This window comes from Kitasatospora sp. NPDC003701 (assembly GCF_053587085.1).
Genome location: NZ_JBSFNM010000049.1, coordinates 22,351 through 49,260, shown reverse-complemented (window position 1 = coordinate 49,260; position 26,910 = coordinate 22,351). Strand labels below are relative to the sequence as shown.

Here is a 26,910-nt window from a genome sequence, read left to right as displayed (position 1 = left end):
GAGACTGTGACGGTCAGGAAGCCGCGGTGCTGACGTAGTGGCGGGTGAGGAGGTCCTCGGCCCACCCCGCGCCGATGCTCAGGAGCGTCCCACCGGGCAGGTCTTCGACGGACGGCAGGTCGTAGCCGTACTTCCCGGTGGGCTCCTGGTACTGGGTGAGCCAGGAGAAGAGCTTGCCGATCCGGTCGCCGTCGGCCAGGTTGTTGTACCGCTCAAGTCCGGATCGGACCCGTCCCTCCAGCCCGTCCCTGTCCGCGACCTGCTCGATGATCCAGTCCACCGTCACGTCCTTGGCCGGCGGTTGATCCCGCCCGGTGTAGACGGTCAGCGCGATGGTCGGAAGCGCGAAGCTCCACGGCCCCGAGCTGTACCCCTCCGGGGTGTTGACCGGCTCCAGCACGGCGGCTGCTCGGCGTACTGAGTCATGCCAACGGTGCTCCAACCAGCCCGCCTCTGGCATCTCGTACGCCAGCCGCCCCGCCTGCCACCACAAGCTCTGCACGTCCATACCCACAACCTAGGGCTTCCATCTGCCTGCCGAGGCCGAACACCGCAAGCACCGTGATGGTCGGCCGGTCGCCTTCGTGGACAGAGGCAGTAGCTCCAGCCGATCGCCCGCCCCTGGTGCATGGTCACGCTGAGGGCAGCCCAGAAGCGCCGAAGATCAATTAAGGTGCCGCACTCAAATTCGATCTTGGAATCATCACGCTGAGTGGCGTGACCTTCGCAACATGCCCGAACCGGACGTATCGAACTTTCCTCCTTGTACGATAAATCGTGGGCATGGCTGCCGATCGACCGGCCACCGTGCACGTCAAGCACAGGCTCCTGACTACGGCACCTCGCACGAGCATCGGGGTGGGGCCGCCGGTGAACACCAGCATTTCAATGGAGCGATTATGCGTTGGCGTAGAGGGCGTTGGCGTGGGGCGATTATGCGCTGGCATGGAGAACCTTCACAGCGTGCACTCGTGAAGGAATGCGAGAGACTGCTCACGGGCCTCCCCATCCCCACTCCTTTCAGCGTTGAGGCGCTGGTGCGAAATATGGAGCGGGCGCTGGGTCGCCAGATTCGGCTCGTGCCTCTGGATGACCCCGACGGTGGGTTGGGCACGGCATGTGGCCTCCGGGTTAAAACGCCGGAGTTCACGCTCATTCTCTATCGCCGCCGTTCAAGCCGAAATCAAACCGAGCACATCATCCTGCACGAGCTTGCGCACGAGTGGCTGGACCACGGGACCACCCTTACCTGCGCCGAGATCGAGCGGTACGTCCCTGAACGTATCCGGCTGGAAGTGATTCGTCGTTTCCCGTCGACCGTGGTTCAAGGACGTGTGGACTTTGACAGCCCCGAGGAGAAGCAGGCCGAGATTTCGGCCTCGTTGATAAAGCGGTTGGCGCGCCGTCAGTCGGTCGCGGGTGATGACATGGTCAGCCTCTTGGAGTCCTCGCTCGCCCATCCTGTGGCTCCACCCCGGCGCATACGCTAGAAGCGATTGGAAGGCGACCATCAAGGCCCTTTCTCCGGCTTCACAACTCAGCAGACAGCCCACTCAATTGCAATTAAGACTGCGGCCTGCCGGCCTTCGGGACCGGGATAAGTGCAGCCTGTCCAGACAGTACTGGTTAGATGTCGGAATACTTTAAATACCTGACCGCGGCAGTGATGACCGTGATCGTCGTCTGGCGATTCCCCGCAGTTCGCTACGGTGACTTTCACCGCCGGGCACTCTGGGGAGGCTACGCGGGATTCGCTGTAGCCCTGTGGCTCTATACGCCGGCAGTAATGAGTGTCGCGGATCGAATCCCCGTGGTGGACCTGGATGCCCTGCTGAGGCACTTCGCCAGCACTGCGGCGACCATCGCAGCTCTGACCTACGTCGCCACCAGCTACGGGAAGAGCACGGAGGCAGAGGTACCCCGTCACGTAGCGGTCACGCGCTGGATCGCCCGCGCGTCCTACAAGGCGGGGGCCGTAGGCGTCACTCTCCTCACGGTTCTGTTTTTCACTGTGGTGGACCGCAGAGAGAAGAGCCAGGATTTCCTCATCGACCACGCTGGACAGTGGGGAGTGGCGGTCTACATGACCGTTTTCTACTTCTTCCCGCTTGTTACGGCAACGGTGTGCGGTTATCAGTGGACCCGGGCAGCGCGACAGGCCGAGACCACGAGCATGCGTATCGGGCTGCGTTTGATGGGGATTTCGATGTGGATGGGACTGGTCCATTCGCTGGCCCGTCCCGGCCTCCTGTGGGTCGCGGTGGCCTTCCCGCTGAGCCCCTCCACAGTGCAGTTTGTCGTAGACGCCGAATCAATGTGGATGAACCTGCTTTTCCTGATCGTCGCCGCCGGAGCGAGCATCCCAACCACCCGCGCGGCAGCCGGCCGGTGGAAGACGTGGCGGACCCTGGCCAGGATCTACCCGCTCTGGTTTGATCTGGTGAAGGCGTTTCCAGGTACGAGCCTGTATCCGCCTGGGGGGCGCTTCACGGAACTTGTGCACATGCGCGTTCCCATAGACGTTCGCCTCGACCGGTGGACCCAGGATATTGCCGACGCTTGCGAGAAGCTGCGCTATTACGCTCCACGCGACCTTATGTTCGCTGCCGAGGATGCTACCGCTTCGCATTCTGATCCCGAGCCGGCCGCAGAGGCGTACTGGATTAAGGCCGCGCTCCGGGCCGTTGACACCGAACCTGCGGGCGCGGACGCTTCTGCCCCTCTGCGGGATAAGCCTTTCGTTGATACCGACAGTGAGGCGGCGTGGCTCGCACGCATCAGCGCGGCCTATTCGGATATCACCGATGATCAGGCGGATGAGCTCCTCATGGGCGAGGCAAGAGTGGGGATCGAAGCGGGCCTTTAGTCCGCGATGAGTTCCGCCGGGCTATTCCCGGGGCAGCCTCAGTCTCAGAGGCGCCGGGTCGTGGTGATCTTGATTAGTGTGTCGGCGAGTGATATTTGGCACCCTCCGCCGCATGAACTCGTTTGGTACCGTGGATGTGCGGACAGATAGGTCTTGATCCGCCCGCAGGTGAACCCTGGCCTGCGACGCACACATGGTGTCGTCGCCATACGGAGCCGGGGCCGTGACGCTGTCCTGTCTTGACGAGCGTCCGAAATCTCAGCAATCACTGGAGTTCCCGCATGTCCAACCGCACTGGCCTCATCCTCGACTTCGGCGGCGTGCTGACCACCCCGCTGCTGCCCGCCGTGTTGGCCTTCGAGCAGCGCGAGGGCCTGCCGCAGGGCGCCTGCCTCACTGCCCTGTACAAGGACGAGACGGGCGTCCGGATCACCAGCGACCTGGAGCGCGGAGCGGTCTCCCAGACCGAGTGGAACGAGTTCGCCGGCAAGATGCTGGGCGTGTCCCCCGACAACCTGATGGGCCGGATCTTCGGCGACCTCCGCCCCGAGCCGCTGCTGATCAACGCGGCTGCCGCCGCGAGGCGGGCCGGGATCAAGGTGGGCATCCTGTCCAACTCCGTGGGCTTGGCCCCGTGGGACCTGTACGACGGCTACGACCTGGAGCGGCTGTACGACGTCGTGGTGATCTCCGAGCAGCACCTGATGCGCAAGCCGGACCCGGGCCTCTTCGAGGTCACCCTCAAGCTCATGGACATGCCCGCGTCCGAGTGCATCTTCGTCGACGACACCGAGGCGTACGTCAAGGCGGCGGAGCAGCTGGGCCTCGCCGGGGTGCACAACCAGGACCCGAAGCAGACGGTGGCCACCCTCTCCGACCTGCTCGGCGTGGACCTTAGCGCGGCGTAGGCCGGCACCTCGGAGTACCGAGGTCAAGAACAGCGAAGGGACTGCTGCGTCGCCCCCGTGGGGGCGACGCAGCAGTCCCTTCGCTGTTGTCGGCACAGTCGTGACACGGCTCGTGGTGTCGAGGGTCCGAATCAGACACGGTCCTCGCAGATCGAGGCCGGCGAGGACCGCTTGCCGATGGCGTCAGTCCCCGTCCGGGGCCTCTGGCAGCTTGTGCTTCAGCTCTCCGACGAGTTCGTTGATCTTGGCCATCATCTCGGCGGACAGGCCCCCGCCGTTGCCGCGGGCGGCCAGCCCGAGGATCTGTCCCCGTTGAATCGAGCCGAGGAAGCGGACGGCCTCCAGGAACTCACGGGCCGCGGGGTCTACCTCGGCATCGTCCTGGAAGAGGGAGACGTCGACCTGGAGCGCCTGGGCCAGGCCGGCGCGCACCACCTCGGACGCCTCGGTTGTGAGGCCCGCGCGAAGGGCGGCGATGTCCTCGACTGCAACGACTGGCTCGCCCGCGTGATCGTTCACGACCCGCACGATTTCCTCGTCTGAGGGCGCCTCCTGGCCCACGTACCCGTGCTCCAGGAGGTAGTTGATCTTCTCGCCGACCGTGCGGGGTGCTGATGCCCGCTCGTCACCCGAGGTCCCGGGGCGGAGCCCGAACGAGCAGTCCTGGGCTTCCAGCAGGGCCTCTTCGGTCACCCCGTATGCCGCCGCGAGCGGCGACACGTAGTCGTCTCCGAGCCGGCGCCGACCGGACTCGGCGTTGGCCACCGGCACGCGGCTGGTCCCAAGGACCGCGGCGGCCTGCGCCACGCTGAGGCCGGCGTCGCATCGCAGGAGTTGTAGATCCGCGGGGCCGTCGTGGGGGAAGAGGGCGTCCAAGGGCTCGCCGAGTGCTTCTGCAATCGCAGGCAGCTTCTCGCCCTTGGGGAAGTCCTGGCCGCTCTCCCATTTCGCCACGGCGGGGGCGGTGACGCCCACTGCGGCGGCTAGCTCACCCTGGTTGAGGTCCTTGCCCCGCCGGACAGCGCGTACGCGCTTGCCGTCGAACTGACGTGGGGGCACATGAACTCCAGAGATGCGATCGGGCAGGTCGGGGGCGGCGGCAGGGTACCCGCTGTCCAGGGTTGATACTTCTAGGAAAATAATGTAAGTTTAGGTATCGAACCTGATGGTCGGGCCTGCTCCCTCTATGGTGCCAGCCTCCCGGGACTCCCGTGCATGCTGCACTGCCGTGCTTGCTTACGCAACAGTCCACTGGAGGAACTCGGTGCCGCAAGGAGCGAGCCCGGCAGGAATCAGGGCGACATGAGACCGGCGCCCTGGAGCTACCAACTCCTGGACGCCGGGCTGGCGCACCCGAAGGGGCGCCGGTTCACTACTGCGCGGGCAACGGAACTTCTTTGGCGAGAGGCCGCTGCGCGCGTTCCTAGCAACCATGGAGTATCGCATGCTTGCCATGCCGAAGGGAACCCCTCCCTCAGTAGCTGGCCCCAACCAGCTGCGGCTCGCCGCTGACATCAGCGGCGTCCGCTTCTTCTCCGCTCCGGACGGCAGCCAGGCCGCAGGCCGGCCAGCCGGGCCTGAGCGCGGAGGAGAAGCCGCGCCGCCCTGCGCGTGCACGCCCCCTCTCTTGTCCGGGCCCTCGAACCCGGCCGTGTTCCTCCGGCCGGAAGCGTGAGGGCGGCCGTGGCCGACGCTGACGACCTCGACGCCTCCATTGACGCCTGGGTGAGCGCACAGCTCGATGCCTCGCCGGACTGGGACCAGGAGAAGTGGGAGACGCTGGGGAAAATCCTCGACGTCGAGTTCTCTCTCCCCGGCGATTCGCGCGTCTACAACTTCGCGAAGCCTGTTACCGAAATCTCGGTCGACAGCGAAGCCGCGTAGTTCACGCCTCCCCATTCACGAGGGCTGCAACAGCTCTCAATTCACTTTCTCGCACCGGGCCGGATACGGCGCCCGTGTGCCGCTAGCACCATGAGGCGAAATGCGAACCACAATATCCGACCTCTCTGAGGCGGCTTTGCGGGGCGATTGGGGCCCCCTCATAGAGGAATCCAGGAAGGCCCGGGGGAAGCACTGGGCCGAGGATGCCCGGTGTTCCGGCCGGGATACCAGCATGTTCTTCCCTCTCGGGGACGGCCCGCAGGCTGAGCCGGTGGAGACAGTGGAACGGCTGGGCCTTTCTCTGGTCAGGCCGCTGAATATGTGCGCTGCCTGCCCGCTGACGACAGCTGCCCGTTGCCTTATCGAGTCCTTGAGGGACGACGAGGAATTCGGGATTCGCGGGGGCATGATCGCCTCGGAGCGCTCCGCTCTGCGTGCCAGTTGGCAGCAGCGCATGGACAAGGGCGCGGTGCGGCGAGCCCTGCGGGGCTCTACCGCAGCGTTGAGCAAGGCTGAGCGCGCGGAGGTGATCGCCCGGTTCGCGGCGGACTCCACGATGGACGCCGCCGCCGTGGCGAGGGGGCTCGGGATCACACACGAGTACCTGTTGAAGCTGGCCCGGGTTCATCGGCAGAAGCAAAGGACCGAACTGGCCGCGCCGCCGGTTCGAAGCATTGACGCTGCCTGACGGCGGCGAGGAAACGATTCTTCCCGCAGGGAATTCCTTGCAGCCCTGGAGCCTCCTCATGCCTCAGAACGACCTTACAGCCCCGACGCGGACAAGCCTCGGGGATGCAATCGGCGAGATTGCGCCCACTGCGGTTCTCGTCCGGATCTTCCCGCCGCGACGGGCCGCTACCTACCTGTTCGAACCGGATTTCTATCGCACGTTCCTCGACCGCAAGGTGGAACAACGCGTGGAACGGCTGGTCCGCCGGGCTTTCGACGGTGTCGCGGACTGGCGACTCGCCCACGATTTCTACCTTCCGACCGGGGAGCTTTATCTCACCCCGGAAGCGCACCAGAACGGGTACATCCCGGACGACGACCAGTCCTTCGGCCTCGTACCGGCGCGGCGCATAGCGATATTCGAAGGGAACGGCGCATGAGCGAGATAGCCACGGACCTGGTCTGGTCGGAGTCCGAGTCGCGCCGGGGGTCGCGGCTCGTCCTGCTCGCTCTCGCCCGGGAGGCGGACGATCAGTGCCGGGCAACCTTGACCCTGGAGGATATATCGCGGCTGACCGGGCTCACAGTCCGCTCGATCACGACGTGCCTCGGTGACCTCGCATCGCTCGGGGAAATCAGCCGGGAGCGCGGCGGCGGAGCGTTCAATCCCAGCAGCTACTCGATCCTCCTCGGCCAGGCCGGCAGCGCTAAGGCGCACGCAGGGACGGTACTTCCCACTTCGGGCCCCGGTGTGCCGCAATCAGGAAGCAGGTTCCCGGAAGGGGATTCCGGGAAATCCCCTTTGGCTTCCTCAAGCCGGAAGTCTCTTCTTGGAGATCCGGAAGTTTCTTCCTCGCGTGCGCGTGGTGGTAATACTCCCTACGGGAGTATTACCACCACCAAAAAGCAAGCTAGCTTTCCTGATTCAAACCTCCGGGAAGTTCCGGCCGGACAGGACTCGGTCGAGGTCCCGGAGGGCTCCAAGGAGCTGGTGGCGGCGATGACCGGGGCCGGGATGGTCGTCGGCTGGCGGCTGACCGAAGCGGAGTGGGACCGGGTAACAGCTCTCTCGGCCCGCTGGGGGCAGGAGCGCCTGGTCGAGATGGTCGCCCGGCGCTGGAACGCCGACCGCCCGCCGCTGTCCGCCCGCTACCTGCTCCGCATCTGGGCGGATCTGCCGGACCAGGCCCCGGAACCGGCCGCGCAGACCAACGTCGTCCCGCTGCGGCGGCAGCCCGGGAGCTGGGTTCCGTACCAGGACACCGCCCAGCCCAGCGCCTACCGGAACGGATTTTGATCATGGCCCACCCAGAGCGCGCGGGCAGCGCCGCATCCCTGCGGGCCATGGAGCGGATACTCGCAGCGAGAGGGCTGCCGGTCGTGCCGGAAGAGATCAACGACGACTCGTCAGAGGCGAACCCGGGTGACCGGCAGTGGCACCACCGGGCCCGCGCCGAGTACGCGCTGAGCCGCTGGAGCGCCGCGACGCCGCCCCGGTACCGCGACGCGGAGGCCACCCTCCCGGCGGTCGCGGCCTGGGCCGATCGCGCGCTGGCCGACAACGCCGCCGCCGGTGCCCTGCTCCTGACCGGCCAGACCGGCACGGGCAAGACGCACGAGGCGTACGGGGCACTGCGGAGGATCGCCGCCGGCGGCCCGGACCGGTTCGAGGTGCTCTGCGTGAACTCCGCAGACATGTACGGCAGGCTCCGGCCCTCGCAGGTCATGGGCGCTGCCGAGCGTGAGCTGCGACGGCTCAGCGAAGTGCAGTACCTGCTGCTGGACGACCTCGGCACGGCGAAGGCTTCGGAATGGGTGGAGGAGGTGACGTACCGGCTCTTCAACTACCGGTACAACCACTGCCTCCCGACCGTCATCACGTCCAACCTGCCCGCCAGGGACGAGAGCGGGCCGGACCTGACCGACTTCGTCGGGGCCCGGGTGGCGAGCCGACTGGCTGAGATGGTGACCAGCCTCGTCCCGATGATCGGCGCGGACCGTCGGCGCGGCGGGAGGGCGGCCTGATGCCCGTTCGCCTGCGCGGAGCGGCGCCGGACGCCGCAGCCCTGTCCACAGCCTGTGCATACGTGGGGCCCCTCAGCCCGTACGCGAACCCGTTCACGGCCGGGGACCGCCGCCCTTCACCGGCCGGGACGCCGATGGACGCGGCGGAGGCGGTGGACCTGTTCGCCGCCACCCTCCGGGGCCCGGTGGGCCGCTTCTACGCCGACGAGTTCGCCCGCGAGCTCCGTGACCTCGATCTCATGTGCACCTGCCCCCTCGACGTGCCGTGCCACGCGGACGTCCTGCTCCGTCTCGCCAACGCCCCCGGCGGCGGCAACACCATCTCCACCAGCAACTCCAAGGAAGGCCCTCCGATGCTCCACCCGATCATGGTCTGCGCGGCCGAACAGCTCACGGCCGGCGAGAAGCGGCGGACCGCCGCTCGGGAAGACGCCTTCCGCACCTGGGGCCCCCGGTCCGTCGAGGCTGCGGCCCGGTACGCCCACCAGCTCCTCGGCGCTGAGGCGGCCACGCTGGAGTGGCAGACGCTGGGTCTGCTGTCCTTCGAAGAGCACCTCCAGGCGTTCACCTCGCTCGACACCGTCGGCGGCCAGCACCTGGAGCTGTACTTCTCCGACCAGGGCGGCACGGAGTCCATCACGCTGCGGGTGTCGTGCATGAGCTGCCCCAGCCAGCACGTGCACGAGGTGACCTCCCTCGAACAGCTCGGACGGCTGCTCTCCCAGACCCCCGTCTGGCCGCTCATCAACCCGAGCAACGGGGGCAACCGCTGATGTCCCACACCTACATAGACCCGGTGACCAGCAACTCCCAGTCCGCGGTCCCGCTGCGGAGCATGACGGCCTGGGACCGGACGGCGATCGTCCTGCTCGGCGCGGCCGGCTTCGCGTTCAGCTACGACGCGCTGCGGCAGATCGCGGTGGCGATCCACGCGCGGGAGCCGTTGAGCTACCTGTTCCCGCTGTTCGTAGACGGGTTCATTGCATACGGGGTCAGGGCGATCATCCTCCTCCGCCACCAGCCGTACCTGTCCCGCCTCTACACCTGGTTCCTGTTCCTCGCGGCCACGGCGGCGAGCCTGGGAGCGAACGCGCTGCACGCCATCACGCTGAACCGCGGTCCGCAGTCCGCGCAGTCCGCGCTGCACCTCACGGACACCGTCGTCGGGGTGCTGTCGATGCTCGCGCCGTTGGCCCTGGCGGGCTCGGTCCACCTGTACATCCTGATGACGCGGACCGCCGAGTTGGCCGTCCGGGACGGCGCGGACGGCGGTCCCGGACCAGTCCGCGAAGCCGTCCAGCCGCCTGCGAGCGTCACCGAGAAGCCGGAGTCCCACACGGCGGAGACTGGGCCGACGGCCCCGGTGACGGCCGTCCCGTCCGCGCCGCCCGCTGCTGTCCCCACGGTCGTTGACCTGCGGAAGTCTGGAAGCGGGCACGGCCGCGCAGCGGCTGCGGACGACCCGGGTGTGCACCCGTCCGCAGCGGCGGACCCGGCGGACGAGGGTGAGGTCCTGGCGGACGAGCGGCCCGCCGGTGTCGCGGACGGCGAGGCGCTGGCCCCCGCTCCCGCTGCTGCTGAGGTCCCGGTTCCGGAGCCGGTCCGCGACCGCGCGGACGGCGGCGAGCCGTCCGTCCCGGACGACGCCGAACCCCCGCAGGACGGGGAGTCGCTGCCGTCCCCGGCCGCTGCTGAGGCCCCGGTTCCGGAGCCGGTCCGCGACCACGCGGACGGCGAGGAGCCGTCCGTCCCGGACGAGGCCGAACCCCCGCAGGACCGGGAGACCGACGACGACGAGTGGCTTGAGGAACTGCTGCCGGTGGCGATGGCCGCCTACCAGGAGAGCGGCAGGATCAGCCGTGACGCGATCAAGGAGGCCGTCCGCGCACACCAGCCGATCAGCAACGATCGGATGGGGGTCCTCCTGGCCCGGTTGAAGGACCAGGTGGACCAGCGCACGGCCGCCCCCGCCGGTGCCTCCAGCGCTCTTTGGTGATCTCATCTCATTGGCGCCGCGCGGTCGCTGCGGTCTCCGCCGCAGCGACCGCCAGCCCCGTTGACCAGGAAGGAAAGGCCATGTGGCGACGTCGGCAGAACCGCGCCGAGGAGACCGCCCGCACCGAAGAGGCCATCCGCGCCGAAAGCGAGCAGGCAGCGTCCGCACTCGCGGCCCATCTCCGGACCGGCGGCCGGCTGGTGCCGGTCGAGGCAGCGGGCGTACCGCTGGCCGTGGGCGAGACCGCCCTTGCGGACGTGTCGTGCTGGGCCGCCCGGTTCTACGGGACCGACGTCGTGTATCCGCGGTCGACCGGGGGGTACTACGAGAACCACCCGACGTTCGGCCAGCAGTGGGTGCCCAACCCGCTCGACGCCCGGCGGCAGCAGGAGGCCGAGGCCGCCGCCGAACAGCAGTGGCGCGACCACACCCCGGCCCGCCTCGTCCTGACCTCCACCGGAGTTCGGCTCAGGCCGGTCGGCTCCTCGACCTGGATGCCCTTCGACCACTGCCTCCTCACCGGCCTCACGGCAGGCCCCGGGGAGCTCGTGCTCTCGTACAGCGTGTGCGCTCCGCTGCTGATCGGCGGGCCCGCCGCCCCCTGGCTCGGGGTGGCGATCGAGCACCTTCGCCAGGCCGGCTGAAACAGCCTCTCCACCACGAAGCCGGAACCTAATTCCTGGAATTAGGTTCCGGCTTTTTTGCTGATTCGAGTTGTCCGCAGACCTCTGTGAGGATTTAGGCACGGCCAACGCCACAAGGCGATTATCGGCCCGCCGGAGCCCGGCCAACGGGCTCCCCTTTTCCCGAGAGGGGCTGATGGCCTTGATATGAGCGACTGCTTTCGCGCCCCTCCCCTGAACTATGCCACGGGTTGACGGGTACTGGAATCGGCATCCGACCTGGACGAAGGTCTGTCGACAAGGCCAGTGAGCACTCAGCGGACAGAGGACGGCACAGGACTGCCCCCTCGCCCGTGAATTCTACGGCGATGACCCGCCGATAAAGCCCGCAGAGGAAATCCCCCTCCCCTGCGAAGGGGTGTTGCGGCCCTCTCCCCCTGGGGCCGCAACACCCAATCTCTCGAAATCCCCCTTGCACCGAGATTGCGGATTCCCCATGCCCCGATCCACCCGTTTCATACGCATATCCGCCGCCATGGGCATCGCCGGCACGCTGGCCGCACTGTCGACCGGCTGCTCCAGCGGGCCCGACGCTTCCCGCCCCTCGGCCGCGCAGCCGAACACCGTCTCGGCGGGCTCCGCGGTGGCGACCTCGGTCCGGTCCGCAGAAGACCCGGCGGCACCGCCGAGCGCCACCTTGCCGGCGGACGTCGACCAGGCCGCACGGGCGTTCACCACCGCCTACGCCGAGCACGACGCCCGCGACGGCAAGGACAGCTCGTTCGCCGATGCCGGGGCCCGCGCCTCCCAGATCGCATCCGGCGACCTGGTGGCCATCCTCAGCCAGAAGCGCCCCGGCCAGGAAGCGGCCTGGGCCGCGCTCCGCGCCGAGCAGGCCCGGCAGACCGTCGAGATCACCTCGACCAAGGTTCCCGACGGCGCACCGGCGCCGACCCGAGCCGTCGCCCTGGTCCGGGTGAACTACACCCTCACCACCGCCCCGGCTTCCGGGCCCGCGCGGCGGAGCGCTGAGCAGCTCGCCCTGCGCCTTGAGCACGTCTCCCAGGGCTGGCGGGTCACCGCCCTGCCCTGGGCGTGACGAGGCCGCGATGAACACGGGCTCGAAGTTCGGCCTGGGCCTCGCCTCCGCCACGGTGGTCACCGGCATCGCCCTGCTGACCACGTTCGGCGGGGCCGACAGCGCCTCCGCCAAGGAGGCCGGCCCGGGCGGCGGCATCTCGACGGACGCACCCGTCCCCGGCTGGGTCCGGGACCTCATCAACAAGCACGCAGGGCTGTGCCCGCAGGTGACGGCCAGCCTGCTGGCGGCCCAGCTCTACACCGAGTCGAACTTCAACCCCGACGCGGTGTCGCCGGTCGGCGCCCTCGGGATCGCGCAGTTCATGCCCGGCACCTGGGCCGAGCACGGCCAGGACGGCGACGGCGACGGGATCAAGGACATCCGCAACCCCGCCGACGCCATCGCGGCGCAGGCCAAGTACGACTGCACCCTGGCCAAGGAAGTCAAGGACGTGCCGGGAGACTCCACGGAGAACATGCTCGCGGCCTACAACGCGGGCGGCGGGGCCGTGATCAAGTACGGCGGCATCCCGCCGTACGAGGAAACCCGGAACTACGTCCGCAGCATCCGCGACCTGGCGGCCAAGTGGGCGGACGCCGTCCAGCCGAACCTCCCGGCCGGCGAGGGAGCCGCCCGCGCGATCTCCGCCGCGAAGACGGCGCTGGGGACTTGGTACCTGTGGGGCGGCCCCTGCGAGTCGCCGTACACCGGCGGGAGCGGCTGCGACTGCTCGTCGCTCACCAAGATGGCCTGGGCCTCGGCAGGGGTGAATTTGCCGAGGGTGACCTACGACCAGGTCAGGGCCGGTACCGCCGTCGCCAGCATCTCCCAACTGGCCCCGGGCGACTTGCTGTTCAGCGTCCCCGGGGACTCCGGCCCCGAGCACGTCGGCATGTACATCGGCAACAACGAGGTGATCGACGCCCCGCACACGGGCGCTCAGGTCCGCATCCAGCCGCTCAGTGTCTGGACGCCTCAGATCATCGCCATGCGGCACGTCGGCTAATCGCCACAAACACTCTCATTTCATCCCACACTCACCAAAGGGCCTGAACATGTACAACCTCCTGTCTGCCGCTGCCGATCCCTCCCTGCACACCACCCTCGCCGCAGGTGCCGACGTCGTCTCCGGCGTCACCCCGGACTGGGGCCCCTTCGGGAAGCTGGGCGGCACGGCGAAGGTCATCCTCGGCGTCATCGCCGCCGTCACCCTCGTCATCGGCGCAGGCGCGTTCCTCGCCGGCGTCGGCAAGTCGAAGGGGTGGTTCGGCGAAGGCCACAGCACCATGGAGAGCAGCCGCGGCAAGGGGCTGATGGTCGGCGGCCTGACCGTGGTCTTCCTGGTGGCCAGCTTCGGCACCATCTTCGGCATCACCTACGGCATGGGCGTGTGACCCATGGCCTCTCGACTCCGTAGGAGAAACGATTCTTCACGGTCGGCCGGACCACCCCGGCCTGCCGCCAAGCTCTCCGGTATCGCCGCAGGCGGGGTCGCGGTCGTCACCCTGGCCGGAGTGATCGTCAGCTTCGCCACCGGCTCGCCGTCCACGCCCGCCCCCTCGGCGCCCTCGCCCGCGCACGCGGCCCCGCAGGGGAACGTGGAGCGCGCCCGGGCGGTCGACGGTGTCCCCGTCGGCTACCCGCACACGCAGGACGGCGCGAAGGCAGCGGCGGCCAACTACACCGTGGTCAGCGGCAGCACCGCCTTCCTCACCAACAGCGAGCGTCGGCACCGCGCCGTGGCGGCCATGTCCGCCCGGGACGCCGCCGACGCAGCCGGCAAGAAGGCCGACCTGGCCGCCGCCGAGTCGGTCGCCTCCCTCCGGGGCGACAACCCGGAGGTCTCCGCTGATCAGGCCATCGCCCGTACCGGCGTCCTCTCCGCCCGTGTCCTGGGCTACGACGACCAGGGGGCCATGATCCGACTGTGGACCACCACGGTCCGCGGCAGTGCGGCCGGGCACGCGACCCCGGTGGCGGGGTACCGGTCGGTGACGGTCACCCTGGTCTGGGAGGCCAACGACTGGAAGCTCAAGGACAGTTCGAGCACCGCTGGGCTCGTCGCGCCGATCGACGCGCGGCAGGCGTCCAACGTCGCCGCCGACTTCTCCGGCTACGTGCCGGCCGCTGCGGTCGATCCGGTCGTGACCGGTGCGGCCCGGCCGGACGGCCTCCCCGCGCCCTACGAGCAGAACGAGCAGGGGGCCCGTGCCGCTGCGGTCAGCGCCGTCATGCTCTTCGGCGACACGCGGTTCTTCACCGATGATCAGTGGCGGCACCGGATGCTGGCCGCCACGGCAGCACCGAGCGTGCTCAAGTCGGTCACGTCCGACTCGGACGCGACGGCCCGCCTCGTCACGGAGAACCGCGGGGTCGGCACCAACGGCAAGTCGGCGGACGGCAGCGAGCTGATCACCCGGACGGCCGCCCTGGCGACCCGCACGATCTCCTCCTCCGGCCAGGCCGCGAGCATCGAGCTCTGGACTGCGTCGGCGGGCGGGATCGCGGGCGGGGAGGAGACCCGCCGCCCGCAGGTCGCCTTCCTGCGGATGACCGTGGACCTCACCTGGGCCGACGGCACGTGGAAGACGACCTCGGTCGCTCCGTCCGCGCCGCTCGTGCCGTCGCCGCCCGCGATGCAGCAGGCGGACTCGGCTGACAGCTTCTCCGAGGTGGGGGGTGTCGGCAATGCGCCTGCGACTGCGTGATGACGCCCCGGGTCTGCTGCGGGTCGAACGGACCGCGCCGAGCCGCTGGGGGCGCAGGCTCCGGACCATCGCCGTGGTCAACGTCGTCCTTGGGTTCCTCTTCATCCCGTCCGCGGTGGCGAACCCGTTCTGCTACATCCCGATGGTGTGCGAGGCCAAGGCTGCGATCGACTTCGTCAAGGACCCACTCGGCTTCCTGCTGCAGAAGCTGACGGAGGCCAACATCTGGTTCCTGCGCAAGATGCTGGAGCTGATCCAGGCCACCACCAAGATCGACCTCACGTCGCCCGGCTTCCTGAAGCAGTACGCGATCATTTTCGCGGCCAGCTGCCTGCTCACCGTGGCGCTGTGGTTCGTCGCCGTGGCCAAGCGGGCGGTCCGCGGGGTCAGCATCACCACCGCCGTGTCGGAGGCGATCGGCTTCCTTCTCCTCCAGTTCACCGTCAACGCGCTGACGCCGGGGGCCCTCGCGCTGCTGCTCAAGGCCATCGACGAGGTCACGGCGGTCTTCGAGCCCTACGCGACGGAGAACTTCAAACCGTTCCTGGAGAACATCCTCACGGTGATGGCGGCCAACCCGAGCGAGGGCGTGGGGCAGCTGCTGGTGGTCAACCTGATCATGATGGCCGGCGCGCTGCTGATGTGGATCGAGCTGCTGATCCGCAGCGCCGCGATCTACGTGGCAGTCGCCCTCGGGCCCATCGTGAACGCCGGTCTGGTCGATCGTGACCTGTGGGGCAAGAGCAAGAAGTGGTTCGGTGCGATCTTCGCCATCGGCTTGTCCAAGCCGGTCCTCTTCGCCCTGCTGGGCCTGGGCGGCGCCGTCCTGAGCGACACCACGGGTTCCATGTCCGACGCGGTCTCCAAGACGCTGGTCGGCGCGCTGATCCTCCTGCTCGCGGTGTTCGCGTCGGCCACGCTGTACAAGTGGCTGCCGGAGTTCGGCGACCACATGGCACAGCTCCACCACGACCGGAAGGCGGCCCAGTCCTCCGGCCCGGCCGCCGCGATCGACGGCCCCGGGCAGCACGCGAACCGGGCGATCAACTCACGGGTGCAGGACTCCCTGGTGGGCGGCGGCGGGAAGTCCGCTGGCGCCAAGGCGGCCGGAGCCAAGATGGGCGGCGGTACCGCCGCTGCGGGCGGGCCCGTCGCCGTCGGGGCGGCCGTGGCCAAGGCCGGACTCGACATGGCCAAGAACAAGGCCGCCAGTTCCCCCGGCGCGCAGGGTGCGGACGCCGCCAACGGCGGCCTCGGCTCCGACCAGACCCAGGGCCACTCCGAGACGAGCGGCCACACCGGAGCCCCGAGCGCCCCGGCAGGCACCTCCTCCGGTGCGGTCGTCGGCTCGGCCCCGGACTGGTCCGCGGCCAGCGGCCACGCCGCTTCCGACGCTCCGGCCATCGCCAGCCCGGAGGGCCCGACGTCCGGTCCGGTCGTCGGCTCGACCCCGGACTGGTCCGCAGCCAGCAACCATGCCGCTTCCGGCGCTCCGGCCGCTGCCCGTCCGGCGGGGGCAACCTCCAGCCCGGCCCCGGCCTCGCCGGGTGGCAACGCAGCCTCCGGGGCACCGGCCACCGCCGGCTCGCAGGGCACGAGTTCCGGACCGGTCGTCGGACCGGCCGTTGCCCCGCCCGGCGGCGAGGCAGCCTCCGGCACTCCGGCCAACGCCCGCCCGCAGGGCACGAGTTCCGGACCCATCGTCGGAGCGACCCCTGCCCAGCCTTCGGCGCCGCAGTCCCGGATGGCGCTCAACTGGGACAGCTTCGCCGGAGCCTCCCCGGCTCCGGTCGCCGCACGGCCGCAGGCTCCGTCCCCGGCGGCACCTGCCCCGGCACCCGTGCCCCCGACGGCACCGACGCCCCGCCCGGCACCGCACTCCTCCCCTTCCCCCGTTCAACGAACCACCCCGGCCCCCGGACCCTCCGTCCCGACCGCGCCACCTTCGCGGCCGACTGGCGGACAGGCACCCGGCCGGCCGGACCCCAGCAAGGACCGATGACCCATGTCGACTCGTACGTACCAGTTCGGAAAGCACCGCCCCACGGGCCTGGTTGGCCGCCGCGACCTCGGCGAGCAGGTCGTTCTCGGCAGCGGTGCCGTGACCGGCCTCCTGCTCGGCTTCGCGTTCAGCGGCGCTACCGCCCTCGCGGCGACGGGCCTCGTGGTGCCGATCCTGATCGCCCTGGTGATCGTCTACGCCCCGTACCGGCCGAAGGGCACCTCACAGCGGCGGTCCCTCTACCGCTGGTGGCGGATCAACCGCTACCACCGCAAGGCGCTCCGCCGTACCGGCGGTGTCTGGGTGTCGCCTGCCGTCGAGGCGGGCGTGCGCCGTGACGGCACGCCTCCGGACGCCGCGTTGACGGAGCCCGAAGGCATCGCGGGCATGACCTGGGTACCGGTGACGGTCCGCGGGCAGCAGGCCGTCGTCGTCCTCCAGCCGGAGGCCGGCTGCGTCACCGCCACGCTGGAGGTCAGCTCCCCCGGCCTGGGAGGCAAGGACGTCGGGGAACAGGTCGTCGCGCTGGAGCGCTGGGGGGAGCTGCTCGATGCGTTCGGCAACGTCGAGGAACACCCGGTGAAGCGGATTCAGGTCCTCGCCCGGCAGATGAAGTCCGACCCGTACGCCCACCAGCGGTTCATCGCGCAGCGCGACCAGTCCGCGGCAACGGCCAACGCCCCGCAGTGGCTCAAGGACTCGTACAACGAGCTGGCCAACGCGGTGTCGACCAGCGCCGAGGAACACCGGTACTACATCACCATCCACGCGAAGTTCACCCGTGACCTGGCGGCCGAGGGCTCCGCCCGGGGAGCCGGTGACGACGGGATCGCCGCTGCGATGGCCATCTACCTGGACGAGCTGTGGTCCCGCGCCGAGGACGCCGACCTCTCGGTGGTCGCCCCGCTGGACGAGGGCCGGATGACGGCCTTGATCCGCAACAGCTTCGACCCTGACCACGCCATCTGGGACACCGACCTCGACCAGCCTCACGCCTTCCCGCGCAACGTCGACGTCCGCCAGGGCAACCACGTGGCCACCCGCGCGGCGGGAAGCACCGAGAGCTGGTTCCACGCCACGGCCTACGTCGCCAGCTGGCCCACCACGCCCGTCGGCCCCGGCTTCCTGTCTCCCCTGCTGATCGGGATGCCCGACGTGATCCGCACCTTCTCCATCACGCAGCAGCTGGAGCCGAACGACAAGGCGGTGGAACGCATGTTGGCGGAGGACACGAACAACCAGGCGGAGATGCACCGCGACCGTCAGCGGGGCAGGAACATCGACCCCCGCGACCAGATCGCCGCGAGCGCCACCGGCTCCCGGGGCATGGCCCTGGCCGCCTCCGGCGCGGCCGGCTCCGCGGTCGTCGGCTACATCACCATCTCCGCCCGCAGCATCGAGGAGCTGGAGCGCACCAAGCGCACGACCGCGAGCCGTGCCCGCAACTCGAACCTGCGGATCGAGTGGCTCGACCTCGAACACGCCCGTGCCTTCGCGAACACCCTGCCCCTCGCCGGAGGCATCAAGTGAATGACCTGCTGACCCTCGCCCCGCTGTCGCCGATGCACCAGACCGTGCGCCGCCCGCTCTACACCGAGACGACCACCAGCCAGGCCCTGTACCTGCCGGTGGCCCCGCCGACCCTGGGCAGTGCAGGCGCGATCATCGGCCGCGAGTTGTATTCCGGAAAGGCATTCATCTACTGCCCTTTCGTGGCCTTCGGCGACGGATTGCCCGGCGGCAACATGATCGTGATGGGGGACACTGGAAGGGGAAAGAGCGCCCTCACCAAGACCTATGCCGCGCGGCAAATTCGTCTCGGCCGGAAGGTCGTGGTTCTGGACACCAAGGAGCAGAAGGAAAGGGAAGAGGGCGAATGGGCGGCACTCGGCCGTTCGCTCACCGGAAAGGCCCCGGTGAAGTTCGCCCCGGGCGGCGGGCCCGGTGCCTCCTGCATCAACCCGATGGACCCCGCCATCTCGGGCAAGAGGCAGACCGAGCTGGTCAGGACGATCGTTGAACTTGGCCTGGGCAAGACCCTGGACGAGTTCGCCGGCTCCGCCTTGCGGATCGCGATCCGCCGGGCCCACCAGCGGGCGGAGGCTCTCGGGCGCACGCCGCTGCTGGCGGACGTCGCCGCCGCGCTGCGGGCACCCGAGGAATCCGACGCCGTCGCCAAGCAGCGGACCCGGGACGAACTCCTCGGCGACGGACTCGAAGCGTCCTACGTCCTCGACCGGCTGTGCGGAAGCGAGCAGGACTCCACGGGGGACCTCGTCGGCATGCTCGACGGGCCGACCAGCCTCGGGGTGGGCCTCGACAGCGACATGGTCGTCTTCGACCTCACCAAGGTCCCGTCCGGCGGCGTCGCCATGACGATCCTGGTCGCCGTCATCAGCGTGTTCCTCGAAGAGGTCTGGCTGCGACCGCTGTGCGAGTGCGGGGCGGAGCCGAGCCAGCACGAGCGCGTCGTGGTCGACGCGGACTCCGGCGCTTGGGAGGTGGGTCCGAACCCGGCGACCGGCTGCCGCCGCTACACCCAGCGCAAGCGCATTCTTATCGCTGAGGAAGCATGGCACATTCTCGGCACCCCTCAGCTGGCCGCCCTACTCGAAAAGTTCCTGAAATTTGCACGCGGTCTGGGATTGTCGTGCATTTTCATCGTCCACCACCTGTCAGATATTGATGACTCCCCGGAGACGCAGGCAGCGCTGAAAATGGCCGATACCGTGGTCATTTACTCGATGAAAAAGGCCGAAGCGGAAGCCACCGTGGCCAGACTGGGGCTTCCCTCCTGGACGGCGGACCACATCGTGCGTCTGCGTCGAGGAATCGCGCTGTGGGTGGTGGGAGAGGTGATCTATCCCGCAGTTCAGCACCTGCTGGTGGTGGCGGAGCAGCACCTGTGCTTCTCCTCCGGCTCGATGACCGACGTCTCCACCAGTTACCCGGAGGCGGCGTGAACGGCTCCCGCCACCTCCTCGCCGTCGGCCCCGTCCAGGCAGACCCGGAACGGACGCGCTCCATGACCATCACCACCGCCGGGACCGCGCTCCCGGTCGACCACCACGCGGTCCGCGGGGAAATCGACCAGCTGCACGCCGACGCCCTCGAACTCGCCCGGCGCACGAAGGCACTGGCCACCGTCCTCGACCACGGGGACTACTCCGCGGCCGGAGGTCGCGTCCGGGCCGCCGTCAGCCACCTCTGGCGCGCGGCCGAGGACCTCCACGGCGCGTTCCACACGGCTCCTCCGCGGTGTGCCGGGCCTGATGCGGCGGTCTCCCAGCTCTGCGGCCGGCGTATGCGCTACCTCGCCGCCCGGGCCGGACAGAGGGCCGCGTAGTGGACGTCATGCCCAGTGGGATCTCCGTGGCGCTGTACGCCGTCGCCGCCGTGTGCGCGGTGGCCATGGCCACCGTCTGGCTGCTGATGAAGCGGGGAGCCAGGAACGCCGGGTTCGCGGACAAGGGCCTGCTCAAGCGGCAGTTGTCGGCCGCAGCCGTCCTCAAGGCCACGGAGATCCGGCCCTCCCTCACCAGCGGTGACGCCCGTCAGCGCCGCACAGCGGTGCCCCTCGCGAAGAAGCGATCCGCCTCCCGCTGACCCACCTCCCCACTCGTTCGGAGCACGCCATGCAACACCCCCTCACCCCCTCCGACTTCGGCTACTCGCTGGGGACCTCCCAGCGCCCGAAGGGCGTGGATCTCTGGTCCCGCGCCGACAAGGCGTGCCGGGTCATCGGCCCGATGGGCTCGGGGAAGACCCTGCGCTTCTTCGCCCCGACCATCCGCCGGTGGCCCGGGCCGGTCCTCGCGACCTCCACGAAGGCGGACCTGGTCGAACTGACCCTCGACGCCCGGCGCACCGACGACCGTCCGGTCCTGGTCTTCGACCCGCAGGACATCGCCCCGTCCTTGCCGAAGTTCCGGTGGACGCCGATCACGGGCGCCGCCGAGACAGAGACCGCGATGATGAGGGCCAAGGCGTTCGTCGCCGGCTCGCGCACCCCGGGGGCAGCCGCGCAGTCCAGCGAGGGCGCGGCCTTCTACAAGGGCCAGGCGGCCAAGATCCTCGCGGCCTACCTCCACGCCGCCGCCCTGGACGGGGCGGGCCTGGAGTGGGTGTTGAAGTGGGCGCGCAAGCTGACCGATCCCGCGCCGGTCGGCATCCTCGACGCCCACCCCGGCGCCGGACCCGGCTGGGCGGACATGCTCCGAACGGCCACCACCGGCGACAGCCGGACCGTCGGCAACACCGCCTCGACCCTGGACGCGGCCCTCGCTCCCCTCATGCACGAGTCGGTCCTCCGGGCCCTGCTGGGAGACGGCAAGGAGGACCCTACTGACTTCACCGAGCTCCTCGACGCGGGCGGCACCGTCTACCTGCTCGGCAAGGACAGCGAAGTGAACAGCGTTGCCCCGCTGACCACCGCGATCACGGAAGACCTGCTCGACATCGCCGAAGCTCACGCCGCTGCCTCGCCCGCCGGCCGACTCGACCCGCCCCTCCTCGGCGCGCTGGACGAAGCGCCGAACATCGCTCCCATCCCCAGCCTGCGGCAGCGCGTCGCCGACGGCCGCGGCCGGGGCATCACCGTGATCATCGGCCTCCAGGGCTGGGCGTCGGCCCGCGCCCGGTTCGGCGAGGACACCGCGAACGAGTTGGCGAGCTTCACCAACAACGTCGTCGTCTTCGGCGGGGCGAAGGACCCCGGATTCCTCAAGGACTTGTCCGACCTGTGCGGTCAGGTCGAACGCGAGCGCACCACGAAGACCACCAGCGGCGGCGACCGAGGGAGCCACTCGACCGCCACCCACATGGCGCTGGAACCGGTGCTGCGGAGCGACGAGATCAGGTCGCTGCCGGAAGGCCACGCGCTCGTGCTCGCCGACAACCTGCCTCCCGTGATCACCCGCCTCGACGGCATGTGGACCTGGGACTCCTGGCCGGAGATCGAAGCGCACGTCCACCAGCTGCGTGCAGCGAACGAGACGGAGCGCCGCCGACGGTCCGCAGCGAAGAAGAAGCAGGCCGCAGCTCACGCCGCCGCCTGGGCCGCGCGGGGAGCCGCCGCGTGACGAACCCACTCGCGCAGTTCAAGCCCTTCCCCGAGCCGCCCGCGCTGATCCTGGAGTACATCGCGGAGCGAAGCGCGGAGGAGTCCGTGGTCGACGGCCCCCCGCCGTGGGACCTCGGCGCCCTGTCTGCCGAGCTGATCGAGCCGATGCCCGCGTGGCTGGACGCGGTGTGCCGCTGGCTGAACGAGGCGTACGCCTGGCAGCCGCAGGACGCGATCCCGCCCTGCTGGAAGAAGCACGAGGGTCTCGGGTACGAGATCGCCGCCTTGGCCTTCGCCCGGGACGACGCCTACGCCGACGCCGGCTCGACCGTCGTCTGGCACGAGCAGTACGACCGGTTCCTCAGCCGGATGAACAAGGCCCTCGGCAAGGCTGGCGACGACTGCCGCCTTGGACGGCACGACGACCGACCCGCACGATTCCAGCTCGCCGCCTGGGGCGAAGACCCTGCCGCTGTCCCAACTGACCGGGCAGCCATCTCTACTGCCGGAGGCTCCGAATGATCATGCCGTACCCGCACATAGTCTTCGGCGCCGACCCGCGTCACGGCCTGGTGGCTCGAAGCGGCTGGGAGCAAGAAGAGGCCCGAACTGTGCTCCGCGATCTCGGGTGGGAGTGGCAGGAGGAACTGCATGCTCTGGTCCCGCCTGCCGACACACCGGATGCTGACGCCGGGGTTCAGGCAGTCGAGCAGCTGCACCTGCACGGGTACCTGGCGGGATACGCGGCGGGACCCTACGGCATCATGAGGCTGACCCTGGACCGCGCGGAGCAGGTGCTCACGAGAGCCGTGGCTCCGGATACCTCTGGGCCTCGGCCAGACGCAAGGACCCAGACTGCTCCAACCGAGACTGCAAGGCGCCGATATGCCGCAGACAGCCACGCGGCTACCGCAGACTCGCCAGCAATGCCGTCTGCACCGCCGATCTAGGGCTTCGGCAGCCGACGGAGGGCACGCCACTCTCCACTAGGCCGGCGAGGTTCGCCTCCGCACCGAAGTCGAACGGTGCGGGGGCGACGCCGTGTTCCGCGCACTGTGACAGTGGCAGCGCGCGGGATTTACAGGGCTGCCGTGCCTTCGGTGTGCTCGGGGTCGTAGGACTCAGCGAACTCCGGCTGGCCGTTCTCCCAAGCGCGGTACACAGCGGACCACTCGTCCTGGTTAAGGACGATCTTGTCGTCCTCGCGGCCCTCGGTGCTGTCCCCGAGTTCCACTCCGCCGTCCGGCAGCCGCTTGATCGTCAGGTTGAGCGCGGCGCCCGCAGCAGTGCCGGCGTCGTAGAACTCGGCGAACGGCGGCTCCTTCGTCTCGAAGGCGCGGTGGACAGCCGACCACGTGTGCGGGATCAGGCGGATCTGGTCGTTCTCGTGTCCGGGCTTGTCATCGCCGAGTTCCACACAGCCGTCACTGAACCGCTTGATCGTCAAGCATCCAGTGTTTCCGTTGGAAGCGAACGACTTCACCCGGGCCGTGATGCTCTCGGTGCCATCATGGGCGTAGGGGTCGTGGGACATCGTCACAGCCAGTCTTTCAGACGTCGGTGCAGGAGATCGTTGGACTCTTCGGGCGAGAGCGCGAGCTCAGACAGGCGAGCCCAGGCTCGCTTGAAGCGGATCTCTTCGCGCTCCGACTCTTGCACGGTCCCCGCGGTAAGTGCCTCGGAGAACACATACGTTGGCGCGTCTTCCTCGTCGAAGCTGTACCGCTTGACTCGGAAGAATACCCTGCCTGCTGCACCCGCCGACTTGGGGATGACATGCAGGACGACATGGCCTTTAGCAGTCAGGTCCCTGAGGAGGGTCAGCTGCGGAACCATGACATTTGGGTCGGTCGAGCGTTCGAACGCCGACTCGTGGACAAGTGAGTGCACTTGCAACGGCGGGCTATCGAAAAGCCGCTGCTGCCGGCGACGGTGGACCTCAAGCCAGAGTTCCGCCTCATCGGGGCTTGGCTGCTTCCAGTAGTACTTGGCGTTCTCTTCGCGGGCGCTCGGATGCTGGAGCAGGTAGCCGAAGCAGTCGTCGTCGATCTCCTCCAGGAGAGCCGCCTTGGCCTCGACCTCGATCTCTCCGACCATCTGATGATCAAGGATCTCGCGGAAAGACGCCCACCAGTGGACCTTGGCCGCACTCTCCCGCAGGTTCAGCAAGCCTTGGCGGCGCTCCCCCTGAACGTCGTAGAAGTCGAGCATGCGCTCAAGGGATCGCTCTGGGATGAGCTTGACGCCGTTCTCGAACTTGCTGATGTCGCTGGCATCGAGCCCGGTCCCCTTGGCCACCTCCCGCAGCAGGCGTGTGTCGCGGAGGGCTCCCAGCTCAACACCCAGGGCTCCGGCCGCGATCGGTGAGAAGTGTGCAGCCACTCGGTTCCTCCTTCCTGGCTGACCGTCAGTCTCCTGCGCCGACGGACGCGTTGCAAGATTCGAAGATAGACCCATTGGGTTACCCATTGGGGTTGCGCACGTACTGTGACCGGGTCCACACTCGATAGCGCCACGCAGCGCGGTCATCGCCCCACCGTTGGTGATCATGTCGTGCACCCCGACAGCTGCACCCCCTCGCGTTGGAGGCAGTCGTGCTGGCCTTGGAAGACAAACACCCTCACGTGTTCGCGACTAGCCAGTTCCCAGCGTTAGACCTGTCCGTCCCCGAGGCTCGCCAGTTCGTCAAGAACGCCTACCGGTGCTTCGAGGTGGAGACAGACACCGCCGAACTCGTCGTCAGTGAACTCGTCACCAACGGCGTCCGGCACACCAAGCGGCCCGTACGCGTAACCCTGTTCACGCCCGCACGGGGCTTGGTCCGCATCGAGGTCGCGGACACCAGCTCCGTGCCTCCCGCACCCCGGGAGGCCGGCCCGGAGGACGAGAGCGGCCGAGGAATCGGGTTGGCGAAGGCGCTGTCCGAGTCGTTCGAGATCTCCCCCATCCCCGGCGGGAAGGTGGTCTGCGTCTCGATCGCGATCGGCAACGTCAAGCCCTCCCCGGACGAGGCGTTGGACGCGGCGACGCGCCTGCTTGACCTTATGGACCCGCAGCACCTCAAGCGCCTGATGCTCCGTCTCGGTGAGCAGATCGGCGCAGAGATCACCGTCGATGGCCAACCCATCACCCAGGGAATGGCCGCCTTAAAGATCATGCGCAGCGTGGAGAGGCCCGGCTGGGGGCTGCCCGCCAGCCCGGCCGCTCTGCTTTCCGGCGAGCAGCGCATCAAGGAGGGGGTTCGATGAGCACCGGACAAGAAGAGGCTCCGCTCGACGCGCGCGAAGCGGTGAGCAAGGAAGCCGTTCCGCCTGCTCCGAAGGTCGAGTTGACCACCGATCAGCTCTGGTCCCACATCCGCGATCAGCACGCGAAGTTGAAGAACTACTCGAACGACGCGCCGGACCTCATCAACCTCCTGCTGCTCTACCTCCAGGAGGACATGGGCAACGTGGCGCTCAACATGCTGAAACTGCGCAAGATGCACCCGGGGCGCAAGGGGCACGCCACCAGGGAGTTCCAGGCGTCGCTGGTCGCGGTTGCGCAGATGGCCCTCGTGGCGCTGCTGGAGTCGACCGAGGACGCGCCGGAGGTGTTCCGTTCGGAGCTGCGGCTCTGATCTCAGTGTTGAGGAGTGCCTGCGCTGGGCATGTCGCCTTCTGGCGAATGGGCTCGAACTCGGCAGTGCTAGAAGGCGGTTCATACTGCCGCTGCTGTTTGACCTGATGCTGGCCCCGCGGGATGGCGAGACCCCCGGCCGGGGTGGGGCAGCCGAGCGACGTCCCCGGCCAGCGAGGCGGGGCAGCCGGGGCGCTCCACCCACCCAAGGAGAGAAGTCACCCGATGACCGAGGCGGTTGCCTCGGCCCGACTCAGTGAGGAAGAACATGGACCTGAGCTCCGTTCCGATGCCTACCGGGGCCTTCACCATCGGCAAGAGGTTCGCCTTCGAGGCCGGGCACCGGCTTCCCGGGCTCCCGGCCGAGCACAAGTGCTCCCGACAGCACGGGCACAGCTACGAGGTGGAGGTCGTCCTCACCGCCCCCGCCCTGGAGGAGCCCGGCTTCGTCACGGACTTCGGCGCGCTCAGCCCGTTCAAGGCGTTCCTCGATGCCGAGCTGGACCACCAGAACCTGCACGAGATCCTGCCGTTCGAGCCGACCTCGGAGCACCTGGCCCGCTTCCTGGCCGGCTGGTTCATGCAGAACCTCCAGCCGGAGGTCCCCGGTCGCCTGCGCGCGGTCACCGTCCGCGAGACCGGCAGCAGTTGGGCCCGTTTCGATGTGGAGGGGGAGTGACCATAGCCGAGTCGAGTGCCCTCGGGCCGGGTACGAGCCTCGTCGCGTTCAGTCTGATCGTTGCTGAGTGCTTCGGTGTCGAGGTGCCGACCTTCCAGGGCGAGGGCCCGAGCTGCGGCCACCCTGCGCTGTTCATCCGCCTGTCCCGATGCAACCTGACCTGCACTCGATGCGACACCAAGTACACCTGGGACTGGACCCGGTTCGACCCGCGCAAGGAGTCGACGAAGCGGACGGTGGCGGACCTCGCGGGCTGGGCCGCGTCCTCGCCGGTCGAGCTGGTCGTGATCACCGGCGGTGAGCCGTTGCTCCAGCAGGAACGCCTGGTGCCTCTTGTTCGTGAGCTGCTGGCCGCCGGGAAGCGGGTGGAGTTCGAGACGAACGGCACCATCGCTCCTGCCCCCGAACTCCTGCTCAACGGAGTCCGGTTCAACGTCTCGCCCAAGCTCGCCAGCTTCGGCATCAACGAGGCCAAGAGCATCGTGCCCGCCGTGCTGGAGGCGTTCGCGGCGTCTGGGCGCGCGGCGTTCAAGTTCGTCGCGTCCTCGGTGGCCGACCTGGAGCGGATCGCCGAACTGGCCGACACCCACCAGCTCGCGCCGGTGTGGGTGATGCCGGAGGGCACCACCACAGAGGCGATCACCGAGACGACCCGGCTCCTTGCCGACGCCGTTGCGGCCCGCCACTGGCACTTCACCACCCGGCTCCACGTGCTGGCCTTCGCGGACACCCGTGGCCGCTGACCAAGCGCACCCCGACCTGATCCTCACGCCCCGGAGACAAGAGAGG

General features: G+C 68.8%; 30 protein-coding genes. 26 read left to right on the top strand and 4 right to left on the bottom strand.

The features are described from left to right. Window positions 1-13: 13 nt before the first annotated feature. Window positions 14-508: a hypothetical protein gene (locus tag ACWDRR_RS32945; RefSeq protein WP_449775929.1), complete on the bottom strand. Its 495-nt coding sequence runs from the start codon at window positions 506-508 to the stop codon at window positions 14-16. Window positions 509-971: 463 nt separating this feature from the next. Between ACWDRR_RS32945 and ACWDRR_RS32940 the strand changes: the two genes are divergently transcribed. The 3 genes from ACWDRR_RS32940 to ACWDRR_RS32930 all read left to right on the top strand — a co-directional run bounded on the left by ACWDRR_RS32940 (window position 972) and on the right by ACWDRR_RS32930 (window position 3,774). Beyond that, the gene (locus tag ACWDRR_RS32940) at window positions 972-1,490 is read left to right on the top strand and encodes a hypothetical protein (protein WP_449775928.1); all 519 of its coding nucleotides are present in this window, start codon (window positions 972-974) and stop codon (window positions 1,488-1,490) included. Window positions 1,491-1,630: 140 nt separating this feature from the next. Next, complete coding sequence (locus tag ACWDRR_RS32935; protein ID WP_449775927.1) at window positions 1,631-2,866, top strand: MAB_1171c family putative transporter; 1,236 nt, start codon at window positions 1,631-1,633, stop codon at window positions 2,864-2,866. Between the two features lie 281 nt (window positions 2,867-3,147). Continuing rightward, window positions 3,148-3,774, top strand: a complete 627-nt coding sequence (locus ACWDRR_RS32930) for an HAD-IA family hydrolase (protein ID WP_449775926.1) — start codon at window positions 3,148-3,150, stop codon at window positions 3,772-3,774. Between the two features lie 183 nt (window positions 3,775-3,957). Here the strand turns inward: ACWDRR_RS32930 and ACWDRR_RS32925 are convergent, their stop codons facing one another. Then, window positions 3,958-4,833 carry a helix-turn-helix domain-containing protein gene (locus tag ACWDRR_RS32925; protein WP_449775925.1) on the bottom strand — a complete coding sequence of 292 codons (876 nt, stop codon included), beginning with the start codon at window positions 4,831-4,833 and terminating at the stop codon, window positions 3,958-3,960. Window positions 4,834-5,457: 624 nt separating this feature from the next. Here ACWDRR_RS32925 and ACWDRR_RS32920 point away from each other — a divergent pair. From ACWDRR_RS32920 to ACWDRR_RS32830, 19 genes are all read left to right on the top strand, one after another. Then, window positions 5,458-5,658: a hypothetical protein gene (locus ACWDRR_RS32920; RefSeq protein WP_449775924.1), complete on the top strand. Its 201-nt coding sequence runs from the start codon at window positions 5,458-5,460 to the stop codon at window positions 5,656-5,658. A 100-nt stretch (window positions 5,659-5,758) separates the two neighbouring features. Then, on the top strand, window positions 5,759-6,346 hold the full coding sequence (locus ACWDRR_RS32915) for a WhiB family transcriptional regulator (protein WP_449775923.1): 588 nt from the start codon (window positions 5,759-5,761) through the stop codon (window positions 6,344-6,346). Between the two features lie 58 nt (window positions 6,347-6,404). Continuing rightward, entirely contained in the window at window positions 6,405-6,767 is a 363-nt protein-coding gene (locus ACWDRR_RS32910; RefSeq protein ID WP_449775922.1) for a hypothetical protein, read from the top strand. A 560-nt stretch (window positions 6,768-7,327) separates the two neighbouring features. After that, a complete protein-coding gene (locus ACWDRR_RS32905; protein WP_449775921.1) occupies window positions 7,328-7,624 on the top strand; it encodes a hypothetical protein in 297 nt (98 codons plus the stop codon). 2 nt (window positions 7,625-7,626) lie between these two features. After that, window positions 7,627-8,352, top strand: a complete 726-nt coding sequence (locus ACWDRR_RS32900) for an ATP-binding protein (RefSeq protein ID WP_449775920.1) — start codon at window positions 7,627-7,629, stop codon at window positions 8,350-8,352. Window positions 8,353-8,414: 62 nt separating this feature from the next. Beyond that, window positions 8,415-9,125: a DUF6195 family protein gene (locus ACWDRR_RS32895; protein ID WP_449775919.1), complete on the top strand. Its 711-nt coding sequence runs from the start codon at window positions 8,415-8,417 to the stop codon at window positions 9,123-9,125. A gap of 23 nt (window positions 9,126-9,148) precedes the next feature. Then, entirely contained in the window at window positions 9,149-10,348 is a 1,200-nt protein-coding gene (locus ACWDRR_RS32890) for a DUF2637 domain-containing protein (protein ID WP_449775918.1), read from the top strand. 80 nt (window positions 10,349-10,428) lie between these two features. Beyond that, a complete protein-coding gene (locus tag ACWDRR_RS32885; protein ID WP_449775917.1) occupies window positions 10,429-10,992 on the top strand; it encodes a hypothetical protein in 564 nt (187 codons plus the stop codon). Between the two features lie 475 nt (window positions 10,993-11,467). Next, entirely contained in the window at window positions 11,468-12,070 is a 603-nt protein-coding gene (locus ACWDRR_RS32880; protein ID WP_449775916.1) for a hypothetical protein, read from the top strand. Between the two features lie 10 nt (window positions 12,071-12,080). Further along, window positions 12,081-13,058: a C40 family peptidase gene (locus tag ACWDRR_RS32875; RefSeq protein WP_449775915.1), complete on the top strand. Its 978-nt coding sequence runs from the start codon at window positions 12,081-12,083 to the stop codon at window positions 13,056-13,058. Between the two features lie 49 nt (window positions 13,059-13,107). Beyond that, entirely contained in the window at window positions 13,108-13,446 is a 339-nt protein-coding gene (locus tag ACWDRR_RS32870; RefSeq protein WP_051741238.1) for a hypothetical protein, read from the top strand. 120 nt (window positions 13,447-13,566) lie between these two features. Beyond that, window positions 13,567-14,760, top strand: a complete 1,194-nt coding sequence (locus ACWDRR_RS32865; protein WP_449775914.1) for a hypothetical protein — start codon at window positions 13,567-13,569, stop codon at window positions 14,758-14,760. Further along, a complete protein-coding gene (locus ACWDRR_RS32860; protein ID WP_449775913.1) occupies window positions 14,741-16,762 on the top strand; it encodes a hypothetical protein in 2,022 nt (673 codons plus the stop codon). Before ACWDRR_RS32865 ends, ACWDRR_RS32860 begins: the two co-directional genes overlap by 20 nt. Before the next feature lie 3 nt (window positions 16,763-16,765). Further along, entirely contained in the window at window positions 16,766-18,292 is a 1,527-nt protein-coding gene (locus ACWDRR_RS32855) for an SCO6880 family protein (protein WP_449775912.1), read from the top strand. After that, on the top strand, window positions 18,289-19,725 hold the full coding sequence (locus ACWDRR_RS32850; RefSeq protein ID WP_449775911.1) for an ATP/GTP-binding protein: 1,437 nt from the start codon (window positions 18,289-18,291) through the stop codon (window positions 19,723-19,725). Before ACWDRR_RS32855 ends, ACWDRR_RS32850 begins: the two co-directional genes overlap by 4 nt. A gap of 62 nt (window positions 19,726-19,787) precedes the next feature. Next, on the top strand, window positions 19,788-20,108 hold the full coding sequence (locus ACWDRR_RS32845; RefSeq protein ID WP_449775910.1) for a DUF6238 family protein: 321 nt from the start codon (window positions 19,788-19,790) through the stop codon (window positions 20,106-20,108). An 8-nt stretch (window positions 20,109-20,116) separates the two neighbouring features. Continuing rightward, entirely contained in the window at window positions 20,117-20,368 is a 252-nt protein-coding gene (locus tag ACWDRR_RS32840) for a hypothetical protein (protein WP_449775909.1), read from the top strand. A gap of 29 nt (window positions 20,369-20,397) precedes the next feature. Next, window positions 20,398-21,843 carry a type IV secretory system conjugative DNA transfer family protein gene (locus tag ACWDRR_RS32835; RefSeq protein WP_449775908.1) on the top strand — a complete coding sequence of 482 codons (1,446 nt, stop codon included), beginning with the start codon at window positions 20,398-20,400 and terminating at the stop codon, window positions 21,841-21,843. Beyond that, a complete protein-coding gene (locus tag ACWDRR_RS32830) occupies window positions 21,840-22,346 on the top strand; it encodes a hypothetical protein (RefSeq protein ID WP_449775907.1) in 507 nt (168 codons plus the stop codon). Before ACWDRR_RS32835 ends, ACWDRR_RS32830 begins: the two co-directional genes overlap by 4 nt. A gap of 556 nt (window positions 22,347-22,902) precedes the next feature. Here the strand turns inward: ACWDRR_RS32830 and ACWDRR_RS32825 are convergent. Continuing rightward, window positions 22,903-23,271, bottom strand: coding sequence for a hypothetical protein (locus tag ACWDRR_RS32825; protein ID WP_449775906.1), 369 nt, complete (start codon window positions 23,269-23,271; stop codon window positions 22,903-22,905). Window positions 23,272-23,360: 89 nt separating this feature from the next. Next, window positions 23,361-24,206, bottom strand: a complete 846-nt coding sequence (locus tag ACWDRR_RS32820; RefSeq protein ID WP_449775905.1) for a Scr1 family TA system antitoxin-like transcriptional regulator — start codon at window positions 24,204-24,206, stop codon at window positions 23,361-23,363. Window positions 24,207-24,418: 212 nt separating this feature from the next. Between ACWDRR_RS32820 and ACWDRR_RS32815 the strand changes: the two genes are divergently transcribed. The 4 genes from ACWDRR_RS32815 (at window position 24,419) to ACWDRR_RS32800 (ending at window position 26,864) form a co-directional block, all read left to right on the top strand. After that, window positions 24,419-25,072, top strand: coding sequence for an ATP-binding protein (locus tag ACWDRR_RS32815; protein WP_449775904.1), 654 nt, complete (start codon window positions 24,419-24,421; stop codon window positions 25,070-25,072). Beyond that, complete coding sequence (locus ACWDRR_RS32810) at window positions 25,069-25,443, top strand: hypothetical protein (protein WP_449775903.1); 375 nt, start codon at window positions 25,069-25,071, stop codon at window positions 25,441-25,443. The genes ACWDRR_RS32815 and ACWDRR_RS32810 overlap by 4 nt, the downstream gene beginning before the upstream one ends. A 267-nt stretch (window positions 25,444-25,710) precedes the next feature. Further along, entirely contained in the window at window positions 25,711-26,121 is a 411-nt protein-coding gene (locus tag ACWDRR_RS32805) for a 6-pyruvoyl trahydropterin synthase family protein (protein ID WP_449775902.1), read from the top strand. Then, a complete protein-coding gene (locus tag ACWDRR_RS32800) occupies window positions 26,118-26,864 on the top strand; it encodes a 7-carboxy-7-deazaguanine synthase QueE (protein WP_449775901.1) in 747 nt (248 codons plus the stop codon). The genes ACWDRR_RS32805 and ACWDRR_RS32800 overlap by 4 nt, the downstream gene beginning before the upstream one ends. The last annotated feature ends 46 nt before the right edge of the window (window positions 26,865-26,910 follow it).